The following is a 15,630-nucleotide window of genomic DNA, read 5'->3' on the forward strand; positions in this document are numbered from 1 at the left end:
GGCTGATGAACCGCCGGTCGCCGGAGGGAATGGGCTTCAAGCGGCGAGTCATCGGGTCGATGGAGGAGGCGTGACGCGACCTGCGAGACGCTTAGGTCCCTCGAGCCCTACCGTCTCCCGTGAACGTCTTCTGGCTCGACGAGGACCCGCGCCTGGCGGCTCGCTATCACTGCGACGAGCACGTCAACAAGCTGTTGCTCGAGGCCGCGCAGGTACTGTGCACGGCGGCTCACGAGAACGGCTACGACGGCGACGACGAGTTCCTCTACGCCTCGACGCACGCGAACCACCCGGTCACGCGGTGGGCGACCGAGTCGGCAGCCAACTGGCGTCGTCTCCGCGAGCACGCCCGGGCGCTCAACGCGGAGTTTCGCGAGCGCTACGAAAAGCATGAGGACCACGCCAGCTGGACCGTTGTCGACCGAATCGATCCCGACCTGATCGACTTCCCGAGCGCGGAGCCGACCCCGCGACCACAGGCGATGCCCGAAGCGTACAGACGGCCCGGCGATCCCGTCGCCGCCTACCGGGCGTACTACGCAGCCGAGAAGGCCCCCTGGGCGACGTGGGCTCACACCGAGCGCCCGCCCTGGCTCGCCGAACTCGAGTCGGGCGACGGGGATGCGTGATCGTCAGTACCGAATCTCGAACCCGGTCTCGCCCTGTGGCTCTTCGTACTCGACGTCGACGTCGCTGACGTCGGCCGCCGGACTGCCCTCGTGACACCACTCGACCATCGACTCGACGGCCACCTCGGGGCCCTCGAAGACCGCCTCGACGCGGCCGTCGTCGAGGTTTGTGACCCAGCCGTCGACGCCTGCCTCTCGAGCCGTCTCTCTGGTCGTCGCTCGATAGTAGACGCCCTGCACCGTCCCGGAAACGAAGACGTGGGCTCGCATGCCGTCGTCGGGGCGTTCGTTCGTCATACGCGAGCAGTGGCTCGCGACGAGCAAAAAGGCACTCCCGAAAGGGGCTTGTTGGAAAGGGGGGGGGGGAGGCGAGGGGTGACTCGCGGGACACCCGACGGACGAACGTCAACGCCCGGGTAGGGTGACCCGCGTACTACAGTGGTCAACGAACAGCTACATGTGGGTTCTTCCAAAATTGTTTGGGTCGCGTGAACACAGGTCAGGGGACCGCTCTCTGGAGTCGCCGACTCGCCACGGGTGGTCGGTCGCCGTCCTCGCAAGTGTGCACGCCGATCCATCCAGGACGGTTCGACCAACTATTTCTGAGTGAACGTCGAAATCGACCCATGGGTATCATCGACCGGTTCGAAACCGAGTACCTCGACGTCTCGAGTAGCCGTGCGACCGCGCGCGACATCGTCGAACTCGTCGTTGGGTCGGTGATCTTCGTCACGCTCGCCTGGGTGTTAGTCTCTACGTTCGTTGGCGAGGAGGCCGCGTTGGGCGTTGCGGTAATTCTAGGGATCATCTTCACTATCACGATACTGTCGCAGGCCTACTGGGGGCTCACCGGACGGTCGGATTATCGCGAGAACGACCGCTGAACGCCGTCTCCCGCAACGATTGCGAACGCCACCCTCAGCGACGACCGATGCCATCATCGGCAATGACGCCGAACGCCACCCTCAGCGACGACCGCTGACCCGCAACGTCACCGGGTCGGAATTCCGTCTTCGGGACGTGGATCCGGTTCGCCGGCCTTTCCCGTCTCGCGTCCGGGGACGGCCGACACCCGCCGGAAGACGGCTTCCGGGTCGCGGTTCCAGTGCCAGTGCCAGCGCGTCTTCAGGACACACCACAGTTTTCGTGACGTCGACAGCGACGGCTCGGTGTTCAGTACGTCGTACCCTCGGGCGCGGATGAGTGCGTGGTGTTCGGCGTACAGCACGGCCGCGAGCAGAACCGGAAGCTGGCAGTCCTCGGGGAGATGCTGGATGCCCGTGACGCCCTCCCGGTACAGCGACTCCGTTCGCCGGAGTTCTTCGGCCATCGCCGTCGCGAACGAGTCGGTCATCTCGAGGCGCTCGACCTGCTGCTCGGTGACCCCGTGGGCCGCGAGCGTCTCGAGGGGCAGGTAGATGCGGTCGCGTTCGAGCACGTCCTCGCGGACGTCTCGAAGGAAGTTCGTCATCTGGAACGCTTCACCGAGTTTGATCGCGTAGGGGAGCGCCGCCTCGGGATCCTCGGGGTCCATGATCGCCGTCATCATCACGCCGACGGCGGCCGCCGACCCGCGCATGTACGCCTCGAGGTCGGCGTAGGTGTCGTACCGACCGGTGTGGATGTCGGATTTCATCGCCTCGACGAACTCGTCGACCTCGGCGTCGCTGATCCCGTATCGTTCTCGAAGGTCGTTGAAGGCGATGAGGACCGGGTCGTCGGTGCGCTGTTCGCCCAGTGCCTGTGCCCGAAGGGTCTCGAGGCGGGCGGCTTGCTTCTCGGATGGAACGCCCGAGGCGTCGTCGACGACCTCGTCGGCGATCCGGAAGAAGCCGTAGAGGACGTGCGTCGGTTCCCGGACGCGCCGCGGCAGGAAGCGCGTCGCGAGATAGAACGTCTTTCCGGTTCGTCGCTGAATTTCCTTGCCGGCGTGTACGTGTTCTCGATCCATGTGAATCCCCTTCGTCGACCGATTCGACACCGATCCGATACTATACTGTCCGGCAGAAGCGTACAAAAAGGGAATCCCTCACTAGGTTAAGTTTCGCTCGAGAAAGTATTTGTGGGCTGGCCAGTAACGACGATACTGTGACGCGACGCGCCCTCCAGATCATCTTTGTGGTCGCCCTGATCGCTCTCGCCGGGTGTAACGGCTTCGCTGCGAGCCCGTTCGAGGACTCGAGTCCCGATCGGGAGGCCTACGGTGTCGACGAGCCGCTGGATCCCGAGGAAATCGAGACCGAGACCGAGTTCGACGACGAGGCGACCCCGCCTGGAACCCCGAACAACGAGTCCGGATGGGTCGACGCCGGACAGGTATTACGAGCACACTCCGAGGCGACCCGGGGAACGACCTATCGCCAGCACAGTCGAAACGTACTCACCCTCGAGAACGGGACGACGCTGATCGACAATCGCGCTTCGCTGGCGGCCGACCCCGTAGCGGGCACCTTCCACGTCAGTGAACAGTTCGAAGGCCAGGTCTCGACGCAGTACCCACCATCGCACTTCCCCTTCCCCCTCGACGGGCTAACGGCGGCAGAACAGTGGGTCACCCAGTCTCCCGATTACGAACAGGTCGGGGCGTTCGAGTACGCGAACGGGTCGACGCGCTACCACCGAATTCGGTCCGGATTCATCGGCTACTACGGCGCGCAACAATCCATGATCAGCTTCGCCGAGAACGTCTCCGTGGAGCGACTCCAGGACGACGGCGACCGCTACTACCGGCTTCACTCGGAGACGCCACGGGACAGCAACTACCTCGAGGACGAGTTCCAGTTCGAGGCCTACGTTGACAGCGAGGGCGTCATCGTCTATACTGCCATCGAGGGAACGATGCGCTTCGAGGACATGCCGTATGCAGCGCGGCTCGACGAGGGGGAACTCGAAGGACAGACGATCACCGTCCAGCAAGTGACTACCACGACGGACATCAACGAGACGGACCTCGAGGAACCCGACTGGGTCGAGACGGCGCGAGAGGAGGCTCCCGATCGGGAAGACAGGCTCGAGCGCGGCGACGCCGAAGACGAACCGGCTGAAGGGAACGGCGACGACGCTCCTGAAAATAGTACTGACGACTAGCTCGAGCAAAGTGCCCACCAAATAGCACTGGTGACTGGCGTTCGCCCAGCGTGTCTACACCTCGTCCTCGACCAACTCCTCGGCCAGCATCGGCAAGAACGTCCCGATGTCGGTGACCATCCCGATCGCCTGGGCGCTCCCACGGTCGAGCAACTGGGTGACGGTCGCGGGGTTGATGTCGACACAGACGGTCTTCGTCGTCGACGGCAGGCAGTTGCCAACGGCTACCGAGTGCAACAGCGTCGAGAGCATCAGGACGAGGTCGGCCTGCTGGGCCTGCTCGCGGATCGCGTCCTGGGCCTCGATTGAGTCCGTAATCGTGTCCGGGAGCGGGCCGTCGTCCCGGATCGACCCCGCGAGCACGTAGGGGACGTCGTTAGTCACGCACTCGTACATGACGCCGCTGTCGACGATACCTGCGTCGACGGCCGCCTCGATCCCCCCGGCGCGGCCAATCTCGCTGATCGTGTAGATGTGGTGCTTGTGGCCCTTCCGTGGGTGCTCGAGTGTCTCCGTGTCGACGCCGAGAGAGGTTCCGTACAGGTCGCGCTCCAGGTCGTGGACCGCGAATCCGTTGCCCGCGCTCAGCGCGTCGACGTATCCCTCGCGGACCAGGTCGGCGAGGGCCTCCCGCCCCCCGGCGTGGACGATGGCGGGTCCACAGACGACCAGGACGGTGCCGTCGCTCTCGGCCACGTCGCGCATCTCGTCGGCGATTTCCTCGATCAGCGACTTCGAGGGCCGCTCGCTCGAGACGCCACCCTGCATGAAGCCGAACGCGCTCCCCTTCCCGCGGGGCCGTTCGGGCGGTTCGACGCGAATGCCGGTTTCCCCCGTGACGACGAGGTCGCTTTCCTCGATGGCGTTGAGGACGCGCGTCCGCACGCGCACCTCGTCGGCCTCGTCCTCGGCGCGGGAGACGACCAACGCGCAATCCATCTCGACGTTCTCGACGGAGATCCACTCGCCGTCGACGCGGACCTCGGTCGGGTGGTTCGTCGTCGAGTAGAAGTCGATCGGCACCACCTGGTCGGCGGGCGCCGCCTCGAGCGTCGCGTCGCGCGGATCGGCGACGGTCGCGCCGTTCTGGTTGAGTTCGTGGAGGATCGCCCGGAGATCCGCCTCGCTTTCGGCGCTGACGGCCATCCGGCAATAGGACTCCGCGTGTTTGTGTCGCCCAACTTCGAACGCCTCGACGTCGAACTCGCCGCCGAGGTCCATCACGGCCCCGAAACACCGGGCCATCGTCCCGGAGTCGATGATGTGCCCCTCGAGTTCGACGGTACGACTGACGGTCATCGGTCGGGCTTGGTTCCGGGGGACCGTGAATCTGTGTATCACTCTATCACTCACTCGAAGGTCGGCGTGACCCGCGAGCCGATTTGCGGACCTCTCACCGCCGACCCGAGCGCTCGTTCCTCGCCGTCCTGGAGGTTGTAGTCGACGACTACCAAAGTCACGCGAGAGTGATGGTCGCGTATGGTCTCGGATCGCGAACTGGTCGACAAGTGGCGAACGTACGTGTTTCGACCCGCAGCCGACGAGGTCAGAGCGCTCCTGGAGCAGTTTCCCGACCGCCGGTCACTCACCGTCCCGTTCGACCGCTGCGGGACCGACTACCGCTTTTCGGCGCCGCTGCTCGAGCAACCCGACCGGACTCTCGAGGCCGGACGGGCGGCCCTCGGAGAGTTCGCCGAGGAACTCGGGGCACGGGAGGGACGGATTTACCCGGACGATCGGGTCTACCTACGGGTGACCGGGGCGCCGACGAGCGTCCGCCACTCGCTGTCGGATCTCGGCACGGAACACCTCAATCGGCTCGTGACCGTCGAGGGGACCGTCGCCGACGTGGACGCACCCGGTCCGCGGGTCGCCGTTGCCGGCTTCCGCTGTGACCACTGCGAGGAACTCGTCTCGGTTCGCCAACCGGGACGGTTTCTGCGTCGTCCGGGGCGCTGTCACCACTGCAACGCGAACGGGCCGTTCACGCTGGAACCGGATCGGGCTACCTGCGTCGACGCCCAGACCATCGCCATCAGCGACGACCACCGGACGCTCGCCGTCGAACTCGAACACGACCTCGTCGACGCTTTCTCGATCGGCGAGGAAGTCGAACTCGTCGCCATCCCCAGAGCGCGACTCGACGGCGAGACGACGACCGGCACCCTCGAACTCGAGGCCGTGAGTGCCGACCCCGGAAACGAAAACCCGGTGCCAGCGCCCTGAACGCAAGAGCAGAACGGATTTACGTCGCGGGCCACTTGGCTCGACTATGGATTACGAAGCGAGCCTCGAGCGCGCGATGGAGAACGTCCCCGACATCGGCGGGGACGACAACCGACTGCAGATTCCCGACGCCCAGACCCAGAAGGACGGTGCCTTCACCCGGTTTACCAACCTCGGTGAGATCGCGGACGTCCTCTCGCGGGAGACCGACCACTTGCACCGATTCGTCCAGCGCGAACTCGGGACGAACGGGAAACTGGCCGATGGTCGCGGTCGGTACAACGGTTCGTTCTCCGGCCAGGACTTCGGCGCCGCGATCGATGCCTACGTCGAGGAGTACGTCCGCTGTTCGGAGTGTGGCCTGCCCGACACGCGACTCGTCCGCGAGGACCGTACCCCGATGCTCCGGTGTGACGCCTGTGGGGCGTTCCGCCCGGTCACGAAGCGCTCCTCGAGCGCCCAGCAACAGACCCAGCGCGAGGCCGTCGAGGAAGGCCAGACCTACACGGTCGAGATCACCGGTACGGGTCGCAAGGGCGACGGAGTCGCCGAGAAAGGCGAGTACACGATCTTCGTTCCTGGCGCGAGCGAGGGCGACGTCGTCGAAATCTACATCAAGAACATCTCGGGCAACCTGGCGTTCGCCCGCCTCGACTGACCCTCGAGTTCGCTCGGTTCGGTTGGATGCTACTCTTTGTAATTGGACACGAGCCTTGAGTCGACAGTACCTGGTGGGAGAACTTGTCAGTCGATACCGATGTGGGACGTGGCGGACCGGCCTATTTGACGCGAGAACTGCGCGCCGAGACGTCAGTCCACTCGGAAGCGTTGTCGTCGAAGACGGGGACTCGTTCGCAGCGCCTAGTCGGTGTCGCCCGCTCCTGCTCGAGAGACACGAAGCGGTCGTGAACGTTGAATTACCAGCAAAAACGAGAATCGACTCCCTGTTCAGTAGAACCGCCGGTAGGCCACGAACAGACCACCGACGACGACGACGCCGGCGACGCCTGCTGCGGCGGCAGCGGTCGTCGAAATCGGGAGCAGTGAGTCGTCGTCCTCACCTTCCTCGAGGAACGAGCGGACCTCGTCTTCATTGATCGAGGGGAACTCGCGATCCCACTCACCCGGCAGGTTGACGGTCGTGTCCTCGCCGACCTGGCGTTGTTCACGAACTTCGGCCTCGTCGGCGTCCTCGCCGACGAATCCTTCGACGGTGACGTACATCGTCGTCGTCGCGTTCTCGGTCTCGCCGTGGACCGCCGTGACCGTGAGGCCGTCCTCGGTCTCGAAGGGGACGCCCTCGAGTTCGGTCATGTTGCCGAAGGCGGTGGCCGTCTCGAACTCGGCCTCCTCCTCGGTGATGGACATCGTCGCCCTGGCCGTCTCGAACTCGGCAGCGCGGAAGTTCTCGATGGCGGCGGTGACTTCCTCGCCGATCATCGGATCCTGTTCTGCCATTTGCTCGTACTCGTCGAGGATGCGCTCGAGCAGAGCGTCGTCTTTGGCAGCGTAGTCGTAGACGATGTTGATGTCGCCGTCGACCGTCTCGGCCTCGAAGGAAAGCGAGGTCTCCGCGATGAACTGCTCGACATCGCGTTCCTCGAGTTCGTCGACGTAGTCGCCCCAGTTCTCGGCGTCGGCCGAGGAACTGAACTCCATGCTCGTCTCGTTGGGCGCCTGGGTCATCGAGAGTTCGAACTCGGACGTCTGTACGAGGTCCGCTTCCTTCTGAGCCTCGATCATCTGCCGGGCCTCGTCGAACTGGTCGGCGAGTTCGTCGTCGACGTCGTCGAGGGACTCGGCGATTTCGATGACGCCCAGGACGACCTGGTCGTAGTTGTGGATCTCGGTATTCCAGTCGATGACGACCGTCGAGCCGTCCTGCTCGGCGGAGAACTGGAGTTGCTCGATGTGCAACTCGGCGAGGCGGTCGGCGATCGCTCGTGCCTCGGTTTCGTCGAGGTCGAGTTCGGGATCGTTCTGGAGTTCCATCGCGATCATGTCGGCAACCTGGTCGTTGATGCCGGTGAAGGTAACCGAATACTCGAGGTCGACTGTCGCCGACTCGCCGTTGTCGTCGTAGCTGTAGGACTCGAGCGTGAGGTCGTAATCCCCGCCGAAGTTCATCGCGACGGACTGGAACTGGCGGTCGAGGGCGGCGCGTGCGTCCTCCTCGGTGGCCCAGTTGTCCTGCTCGTAGTCGCTGAGCGCTCGCGTTTCGCTCACTGAGAGGTCGTACTGGTCGTCGCTCTGGGTAAGCGTCATGTCGATGGTGAAGTCACCCTCTCCAGCGGGGGTTCCGCTGTCGACGGTCATCGTCCCCGAGGACTCGAACGTCGTCGCGGTGGTTCTGGTCTGTGCGGAGATGTCGACCGATTCCTCCGCTTCGACGTAGTTACTCTCGTTGATTACCATCGCGAGGTTGGCGTTCGCCGCGTAGGTGGTTCGAGACTGTTCGAGGTTGACGTCGGCGCTGAACTCGTCGTAGGCGTCGACGTCTCGGAACGTGAGGTCGGCCGAACTCGTGACCGACTCGGGGGACATTCGGAACGACGCGTCCCCGACCATGCCGAGTTCCTCGCTGACGTTCTCGTCCATCTCGGTGAAGTCGGCGCCGTAGAGGGCGTGCATGAGCCCCGTCTGGGTCTCGATACCGAACGTGCCAGAGACGGCCTCCGCGTCGGGGTCGTCCGAGGTCTCCTCGTAGACGAGCACGGCGTCGCCGTTCTCGGAGACGTAAACCTCGTCTGCTTCGTCGGGGTTTGCGTCGAATTCTTCCTGCGTCGACGCGCCTGTAGACTGCGTCGCCGCGATCGCCGTCGCTCCCAGACTCGCAACGAGAAAGAGCGACAGCACTAGTGCACCAATTTGTTTCTTGCGCATCATACCTACTGGTAAGGTGGACACTTCATACGCATAATAGTTTCTGTGTCCGCTTGTTAGCAGATAACAATATTTGCCAGCGAAGACCGACGATGATTCGTCGGGCTTTTGGCCGCTGACGCCCCATTCGCGAGTAACACCCGTGGCCCGCTATCACATCGAGACCTACGGCTGTACGTCCAATCGCGGCGAGAGCCGCGAGATCGAGCGGCGCCTCCGTGATGCGGGCCACTATCGCGTCGACGACCCGGAGACGGCCGACGTTGCCATCCTCAACACCTGTACCGTCGTCGAGAAGACCGAGCGAAACATGCTCGAGCGAGCCACGGAACTGAGCGAGGAGACCGCCGACCTGTTCGTCACCGGCTGTATGGCCCTCGCCCAGGGCGAGGAGTTCGCCACCCTCGATGCGCAGGTCCTCCACTGGGACGAGGTTCCGACCGCGGTCACCAACGGCGAGTGTCCCACGACGACGCCCGACGCCGAGCCGATCCTTGACGGCGTTATCGGTATCCTCCCCATCGCGCGCGGCTGTATGTCCGACTGCTCGTACTGCATCACGAAGCACGCGACGGGGAAAATCGAGTCGCCGCCGATCGAGGAGAACGTCGAGAAGGCGCGCGCGCTCGTCCACGCGGGGGCGAAAGAGATCCGGATCACCGGCCAGGACACCGGCGTCTACGGCTGGGACACCGGCGAACGCAAACTGCACGAACTCCTCGAGCGAATCTGTGCCATCGACGGAGACTTTCGCGTGCGCGTCGGGATGGCCAACCCGAAGGGTGTCCACGGCATTCGCGAGGAACTCGCCGACGTCTTCGCGTCGAACGACGAACTCTACGACTTCCTGCACGCGCCCGTACAGTCGGGTAGCGACGACGTCCTCGGGGACATGCGCCGCCAGCACCAGGTCAGCGAGTACCTCGAGGTCGTCGAAACGTTCGAGGAGGCGCTCGGCTACTGGACGCTCTCGACGGACTTCATCGTCGGCTTCCCGACCGAGACCGACCACGATCACGAGCAGTCGATGGCCCTCCTGCGGGAGACCCAGCCCGAGAAGATCAACGTCACCCGGTTCTCGAAGCGACCCGGCACCGACGCCGCGGAGATGAAGGGCCTCGGCGGCACGATCAAGAAGGAGCGCTCGAAGACGATGTCCGAACTCAAACTCGAGATCGTCGGCGCCGCCTACGAAGGGATGGTCGGCGACACTCGCGAGGACGTCCTGGTCGTCGAGGAGGGGACGGGCGACTCCGTGAAGTGTCGCGATTCCGCGTACCGCCAGCTCATCGTCCGCAACGCCGGCGAGTACGGCCTCGAGCCCGGGCAGTTCGTCGACCTCGAGGTGACGAGCGCGAACACCGTGTACGCGTTCGCCGAGCCGGTCTGAGCGCGGGTTTGGGACTCAACCCCTTAATCGTCTTCTCAAGAGACCCTTAACCGTCTTCTCGAGAGCCTCGACAGCTGCGGTGCCCGTTTCGGCAGCCGATGACGCGATCAATTGTTTCACCGATTTTGGGATTTTTCGAGCGAACAGTCACCAGGTGGGGCTCTTTGGTCCTCGGGCTGGTAGGGTACCAGACCGTGCGACGCGGTCGGAGACACGACAATGGACAGCATCAATCCGGCGACGGGCGAGGTGGTCGAAACGTACGATGATCACACTGCGGACGACGTCGACTCCATCCTCGAGGAGTCGGCGGACGCTATAGACGCCTGGGCGGAGACGCCCATCACCGATCGACAGCAGTTACTCGAGCGTGCAGCCGAGATCCTGCGTGATCGTGAAGACCAGTACGCCGAGTTGATCACCCACGAGATGGGGAAACCGATCTCGGAGTCCCGGGCGGAAGTCGAGAAGTGTGCCTGGGTCTGTGAGTACTACGCCGAACGGGCGGGCGAGTTCCTCGCGGATCGGGTTATCGGGAGCGAACCCAACGCACGGACGTTCGTCTCCTACGAACCGCTCGGAGCGGTGCTCGCGGTGATGCCCTGGAACTTCCCGTTCTGGCAGGTGTTCCGATTCGCCGCGCCCCACCTCACGGCGGGCAACGTCGGTCTGCTCAAGCACGCCTCGAACGTACCGGGGTGCGCGCTGGCGATCGAGGACGTCTTCCGGGAGGCTGGTTACCCGGAGGGCGTCTTCTCGACGCTGCTGGTAGACTCCGAGAAGATGGAGGACGTGATCCGGGACGACCGTCTCGACGCACTGACGCTCACGGGGAGCGAGGGCGCGGGACGCATTGTCGCCGAACAGGCCGGGAGCGAGTTGAAAAAGCACGTCCTCGAACTCGGCGGGAGCGACCCGTTCGTCGTGTGCGATGACGCCGACCTCGACGCGGCGGCCGAAACCGGCGTCGCTGCCCGAACGATTAACTCCGGTCAGTCCTGTATCGCCGCCAAGCGGTTCATCGTCGTCGACGCCGTCTTCGAGGACTTCCTCGACCGGTTCGTCCAGGAGATGGAGGCCCTCGAGGTGGGTGACCCGACGGACTCGGACACCCAGGTTGGCCCGCAGGCCCGCGAGGACCTCGTGGAGGACCTCCAAGAGCAGGTCGAAGCGAGCGTCGACGCCGGTGCCGACCTCGCGTGTGGCGGCGACCCGATGGACCGCGAGGGCTGGTACTACCCGCCGACGGTGCTCGTGGAACCGCCCGCGGACAGTCCCGCAGCGACCGAGGAGGTGTTCGGCCCGGTCGCGGCGGTGTTCCGCGCCGAGGACGAGGCCGACGCGATCGAGATGGCCAACGACATCCACTACGGACTCGGCGCCTCGGTATGGACGAACGACCTAGAGCGCGGCGAAGGACTCGCTCGCGAGATCGATGCCGGCTGCGTGTTTGTCAACGAACTCGTCAAATCCGATCCGCGGGTGCCCTTCGGCGGCGTGAAAGCGTCGGGATACGGCCGGGAACTCGGGAAGGAAGGGATCCACGAGTTCGTCAATCGAAAGACCGTGTGGGTCCAGTCGCCTGGTGACGAAGACGATGCGGTTCCCACGGAGTGAGTCCCGTGTCCACCGCATCCGACCTGCTCGTGGCCTGTCTCGAGGCAGAGGGCGTCGAGCACGTCTTCGGGCTTCCCGGTGAAGAAATCGAGGACCTCCTGTTCTCGCTCCGGGAGTCGTCGATAACGTTCGTCCCGACCCGCCACGAACAGGGCGCGGCGTTCATGGCCGACGTACACGGCCGATTAACCGGCGAGGCGGGCGTCTGCCTCTCGACACTCGGGCCAGGCGCGACCAACCTCGTCACCGGGGTCGCGGACGCTCACCTGGACAAGAGTCCGGTCGTCGCGATCACTGGCCAGGGCGGTCTGGAACGGCTCCACAAGGAGAGTCATCAGGCGCTCGAGGTGGTCGACATCTTCGAGCCGATCGTCAAGTGGAACGCTCAGCTGACTGCCCCGGAGATCGTCCCCGAATCTATCCGCAAGGCGTTCAAACTCGCCGAGTATGAGAAACCGGGAGCAACCCACCTCGAGTTCCCCGAGGACGTCGCCGGCGAATTCATCGACGCCAGTCCGATCCCCCAGCACGATCAGGTTCGTCGACCCGACCCGGATACGGAATCGGCGGCACGAGCGGCCCGGACGATCGAGGCGGCCGAGCGCCCGATCCTCCTCGCTGGTAACGGTGCGGTGCGGACCCGTGCGTCCGACCGACTGCGCGCGTTCGTCGATCGTCTCGACATTCCAGTCGTCGCGACGTACATGGGGAAGGGAGCGATCTCCGACCGCGAACCAGCGTCGCTCCTGACGCTCGACTCCGGCCCGGACGAGGAGGCTGCCCGTGCCATCGAACTGGCCGACTGCGTCGTTGCCGTCGGGTACGACATCGCCGAACACGACCCGGCAGCGTGGAACCCCGACCTCGAAACGGCGGTCGTCCACGTCGATCACGAACCAGCCGAGGTGTACCGCCACTACAACCCCGAGGTGGAGATCGTCGCCGACGTCGGTGCGTCCCTCGAGGCGATCGGCGAGCACCTTTCTGCGGGCGCCTGCTCGCTGTGGTGTGCCGACCGACACGACCGGATCATCGAGCACGTTTCCGCGGCGCCGGAGGCGGACGACCCCGTCACCGTCAGGAGTACACTTCCCCTGCTTCGCGAGGCGATGGCCGACGAAGACGTACTGGTCTCGGACGTGGGGAACCACAAGCTCGCGATTGCACAGAATTACCCGACCTACGAGCCCAATACCTGCGTCATCTCCAACGGTCTGGCGAGCATGGGTATTGCCGTACCGGGCGCACTCGCGGCCGATCTCACCGTGGACGCGAACGTAGTCGCCGCGACTGGCGACGGCGGCTTTCTGATGAACGCGGCAGAGATCGAGACCGCGACGCGCCTCGGCTGTGCGTTCACCATCGTCGTGTTCACCGACGACGATTACGGACTCATCTCCGCACAACAGGTCGACCATCGAGGAGAGTCCACCGGAACGACGCTCTCCAATCCCGACTTCGTCGCTTTCGCCGAGAGCTTCGGGATCGACGCCCGTGGCCCCGAGACGTGGGACGAGATCGATCGGGCGTTCGCGGAAGCGGTCCCCTCTGACGACCTGACCCTGATCGAGGTGCGTCTGGACGCGTTACGTCCGGGCTCGAGCGGGTGATCGTCGCCTGCGGAATCGCTCGAGGCGGCTATTCGAACGCAAATCGAACCGCACTCGAGTCGTCCAGGACACGTGCCCCTTCCTGGACGGCGAAGGCTTCGTGGACGAGGGCGTACGTCTCCTCGAGTGCCTCGACGATGACCGTGGTATCGCTCAAGACGGGCATGAAGTTAGTGTCGCCCTGCCACCGCGGGACGACGTGAGTGTGCAGGTGGTCGCCGATCGAGCCGCCCGCTCCCTCACCCAGGTTCAGCCCAGCGTTGAATCCGTCCGGCTCCAGGGCACTCTCGAGGGCGTCGAACGTGCGCTGTTTCAGGCGAGCATGGTCGAGCAGTTCTTCGTCCGTGAGTTCGGTATAGTCGCCAGTGTGGCGGTGGGGGATCACCATGACGTGCCCGGGGTTGTACGGGGCGTTGTTCAGCAATACGAAGGCGTGGTCGCTCCGGGCGACGAGGCGGTTTTCCCGTTCGTCTTCCCACTCGGGAAGTTCACAGAAGACGCACTCGTCGACGTTCGGATTTTGCTCCTCGCGCCTGATCCACTCTATTCGCCACGGCGCAAAGATCCGGTCCATACGGGTTCCACTCGAGACGAACTGAAAGAGGTGTCGAGAGGAGGGGCGAGCGGTGAGCAATGCGAGGACAAACGGCTCGATTCCGCTATTGTGACGTGTTGGCCGTTCTCACGGGTTCTATCGGTAATCCAAACTTACACTTCTGTCACGAATTTCAGGAATTCGTGAAATAATCGATAAGCAATGAGTTTGAACTGTATAAAACGGTCTCGGCCCTTATTATGGTCTGTATAATCCCCTGCTTGCGGTTTTCTCGACTCAGATTCCGAAATGAAACCGGGCTTTAATACTTATCTAACGGAAGAACCTCTCAATGGCAACGACTGACAACTCATTCAACGGATTGACCGAGTACTGCAAGGACTGCGACCTGGACACGCTACACGAAGTCAACGTGCAGATCCGCACCGAGAGCCTCAAAAAAGAGAACGCGCAGTTTTCCCGCGAACCCTACCGCGTCACCGAGTGCCAGCGCTGTGGAACGCGCTCGAGCCAACGGATGAACAACGCCTAAACACTGGCGTCCGGTGACCCCCTGGTCCCCATTTCCTTTTCCCTCTCGTTGTGTTCTGCGTACGACCGCTTACCGGTCGGTCAACAGGCGGTTCGAGGCGAGTGTCTCGGGGCTCGACCCCGAGGCAGTTCACTGATCGGCCGTCGTGACTTCACACCCGTTTTCGGTGACGATGACGGTGTGTTCTTTCTGACTGACCAGACAGCCCTCGTCCTCCTTGAGCACGGGGTAGCCGTGGACCACGTTCTGGCGCTTGAGCCGACGAAGCGCCATCTCGGGGCGGTCGGTCTCGAGCCAGCGGGTCGCAAACGGCAGGGTTCGGAATTCCTCGGTGATCTGTGCGAGCGCGTCTCGCGCCTGTCGATTGCGAACCGACGCCTCTCGCTCGAGCGAGTAAATCTCCTCGCTCGAGCCCTCGGTCACCTTCCCGCCACCGTCGGTCGCGAACGGTTCGATGGCGACGACGTCACCCACCTCGAGGGTCGTCCCCTGGGAGACAGCCCGGTTGGGGATGTTTGGGCTGGTGTGTTGTTCCCAGTGACCCAGGCCGTGACCGGTGAGGTTGACCACGGGGTTGTAGCCGTAGCCGTCGATGACTTCCTCGATTTCGGCGCCGATGTCGCCGGTGTTCACGCCGGGTTCGACGAGGTCGAGGGCGGCCTCGAGGGCCTGCTCTGAGGCCTCCGCGAGTTCGGGATTCCCGGAGAGGTCGACCGTGATGGCGGTGTCGGCGAGCCAGCCGTCGATGTGGACGCCGATGTCGAGGTTGATCATCTCCTCGCCGAAGGTCGACTCGTCGTCGATGGTCGGCGTGCGGTGGGCCGCCTCCTCGTCGATGGAGATGTTGACGGGGAAGGCTGGCTGTCCGCCGAGTTCCCTGATACGGTCTTCGGCGTACTCGGCGACCTCGAGGTGGCTCACGCCGACTTCGACGCGGTCGGCGGCTTCCTGACGGACCTGGGCGAGGATCGCCCCGGCTTCGCGATGCTTCTCGTACTGTTCGGCCTCGAGGTCGACCGCGCTGTCGCTCATGCCGTGTGCTTGTGCGGGTCGATAAAAAGAGATTGCGTCACGTCTCGGCGCGAGTCCGTCACCGATTG

General features: G+C 64.1%; 15 protein-coding genes. 9 read left to right on the forward strand and 6 right to left on the reverse strand.

Annotation, left to right across the window (positions count from 1 at the left end):
* Nucleotides 1-119 precede the first annotated feature (119 nt).
* Nucleotides 120-629: a hypothetical protein gene (locus NGM15_RS15875; protein ID WP_253433043.1), complete on the forward strand. Its 510-nt coding sequence runs from the start codon at nucleotides 120-122 to the stop codon at nucleotides 627-629.
* Nucleotides 630-632: 3 nt separating this feature from the next.
* Here the strand turns inward: NGM15_RS15875 and NGM15_RS15880 are convergent, their stop codons facing one another.
* Nucleotides 633-926 (reverse strand): acylphosphatase, encoded by a 294-nt coding sequence (locus tag NGM15_RS15880; protein ID WP_253433046.1) that lies wholly within the window; start codon nucleotides 924-926, stop codon nucleotides 633-635.
* Between the two features lie 329 nt (nucleotides 927-1,255).
* Here NGM15_RS15880 and NGM15_RS15885 point away from each other — a divergent pair, with 329 nt between their 5' ends.
* Nucleotides 1,256-1,513, forward strand: coding sequence for a hypothetical protein (locus NGM15_RS15885; protein ID WP_253433049.1), 258 nt, complete (start codon nucleotides 1,256-1,258; stop codon nucleotides 1,511-1,513).
* A gap of 107 nt (nucleotides 1,514-1,620) precedes the next feature.
* Here NGM15_RS15885 and NGM15_RS15890 read toward each other — a convergent pair whose 3' ends face one another.
* Nucleotides 1,621-2,580 carry a phytoene/squalene synthase family protein gene (locus tag NGM15_RS15890; protein WP_253433052.1) on the reverse strand — a complete coding sequence of 320 codons (960 nt, stop codon included), beginning with the start codon at nucleotides 2,578-2,580 and terminating at the stop codon, nucleotides 1,621-1,623.
* Nucleotides 2,581-2,717: 137 nt separating this feature from the next.
* Here NGM15_RS15890 and NGM15_RS15895 point away from each other — a divergent pair, with 137 nt between their 5' ends.
* On the forward strand, nucleotides 2,718-3,716 hold the full coding sequence (locus NGM15_RS15895; protein ID WP_253433055.1) for a hypothetical protein: 999 nt from the start codon (nucleotides 2,718-2,720) through the stop codon (nucleotides 3,714-3,716).
* A 54-nt stretch (nucleotides 3,717-3,770) separates the two neighbouring features.
* On the opposite strand, the gene NGM15_RS15900 is transcribed toward NGM15_RS15895, so the two are convergent.
* A complete protein-coding gene (locus NGM15_RS15900; RefSeq protein WP_253433058.1) occupies nucleotides 3,771-5,015 on the reverse strand; it encodes an ornithine cyclodeaminase, nickel-pincer nucleotide-dependent in 1,245 nt (414 codons plus the stop codon).
* A gap of 180 nt (nucleotides 5,016-5,195) precedes the next feature.
* Here NGM15_RS15900 and NGM15_RS15905 point away from each other — a divergent pair, with 180 nt between their 5' ends.
* Together NGM15_RS15905 and NGM15_RS15910 are read left to right on the forward strand one after the other, a co-directional pair.
* The gene (locus tag NGM15_RS15905) at nucleotides 5,196-5,942 is read left to right on the forward strand and encodes a minichromosome maintenance protein MCM (protein ID WP_253433060.1); all 747 of its coding nucleotides are present in this window, start codon (nucleotides 5,196-5,198) and stop codon (nucleotides 5,940-5,942) included.
* A gap of 46 nt (nucleotides 5,943-5,988) precedes the next feature.
* The gene (locus tag NGM15_RS15910; RefSeq protein WP_253433063.1) at nucleotides 5,989-6,600 is read left to right on the forward strand and encodes a translation initiation factor IF-2 subunit beta; all 612 of its coding nucleotides are present in this window, start codon (nucleotides 5,989-5,991) and stop codon (nucleotides 6,598-6,600) included.
* A gap of 290 nt (nucleotides 6,601-6,890) precedes the next feature.
* Here the strand turns inward: NGM15_RS15910 and NGM15_RS15915 are convergent, their stop codons facing one another.
* On the reverse strand, nucleotides 6,891-8,828 hold the full coding sequence (locus NGM15_RS15915; protein ID WP_253433066.1) for a YdgA family protein: 1,938 nt from the start codon (nucleotides 8,826-8,828) through the stop codon (nucleotides 6,891-6,893).
* A gap of 139 nt (nucleotides 8,829-8,967) precedes the next feature.
* On the opposite strand from NGM15_RS15915, the gene NGM15_RS15920 reads away from it, so the two are divergent.
* The 3 genes from NGM15_RS15920 to NGM15_RS15930 all read left to right on the forward strand — a co-directional run bounded on the left by NGM15_RS15920 (nucleotide 8,968) and on the right by NGM15_RS15930 (nucleotide 13,442).
* The gene (locus tag NGM15_RS15920) at nucleotides 8,968-10,215 is read left to right on the forward strand and encodes a tRNA (N(6)-L-threonylcarbamoyladenosine(37)-C(2))-methylthiotransferase (RefSeq protein ID WP_253433069.1); all 1,248 of its coding nucleotides are present in this window, start codon (nucleotides 8,968-8,970) and stop codon (nucleotides 10,213-10,215) included.
* 219 nt (nucleotides 10,216-10,434) lie between these two features.
* On the forward strand, nucleotides 10,435-11,832 hold the full coding sequence (locus NGM15_RS15925; protein ID WP_253433071.1) for an NAD-dependent succinate-semialdehyde dehydrogenase: 1,398 nt from the start codon (nucleotides 10,435-10,437) through the stop codon (nucleotides 11,830-11,832).
* Between the two features lie 5 nt (nucleotides 11,833-11,837).
* Nucleotides 11,838-13,442, forward strand: a complete 1,605-nt coding sequence (locus NGM15_RS15930; protein ID WP_253433074.1) for an acetolactate synthase large subunit — start codon at nucleotides 11,838-11,840, stop codon at nucleotides 13,440-13,442.
* A 28-nt stretch (nucleotides 13,443-13,470) separates the two neighbouring features.
* Here NGM15_RS15930 and NGM15_RS15935 read toward each other — a convergent pair whose 3' ends face one another.
* Nucleotides 13,471-14,016, reverse strand: a complete 546-nt coding sequence (locus tag NGM15_RS15935) for an HIT family protein (protein ID WP_253433076.1) — start codon at nucleotides 14,014-14,016, stop codon at nucleotides 13,471-13,473.
* Nucleotides 14,017-14,329: 313 nt separating this feature from the next.
* Between NGM15_RS15935 and NGM15_RS15940 the strand changes: the two genes are divergently transcribed.
* Entirely contained in the window at nucleotides 14,330-14,530 is a 201-nt protein-coding gene (locus NGM15_RS15940) for a DUF7835 family putative zinc beta-ribbon protein (protein WP_253433079.1), read from the forward strand.
* Between the two features lie 129 nt (nucleotides 14,531-14,659).
* On the opposite strand, the gene map is transcribed toward NGM15_RS15940, so the two are convergent.
* On the reverse strand, nucleotides 14,660-15,562 hold the full coding sequence (gene map, locus NGM15_RS15945) for a type II methionyl aminopeptidase (RefSeq protein WP_253433082.1): 903 nt from the start codon (nucleotides 15,560-15,562) through the stop codon (nucleotides 14,660-14,662).
* Between the last annotated feature and the right edge of the window lie 68 nt (nucleotides 15,563-15,630).

Source organism: Natronosalvus halobius, assembly GCF_024138145.1.
GTDB classification, from domain to species: domain Archaea; phylum Halobacteriota; class Halobacteria; order Halobacteriales; family Natrialbaceae; genus Natronosalvus; species Natronosalvus halobius.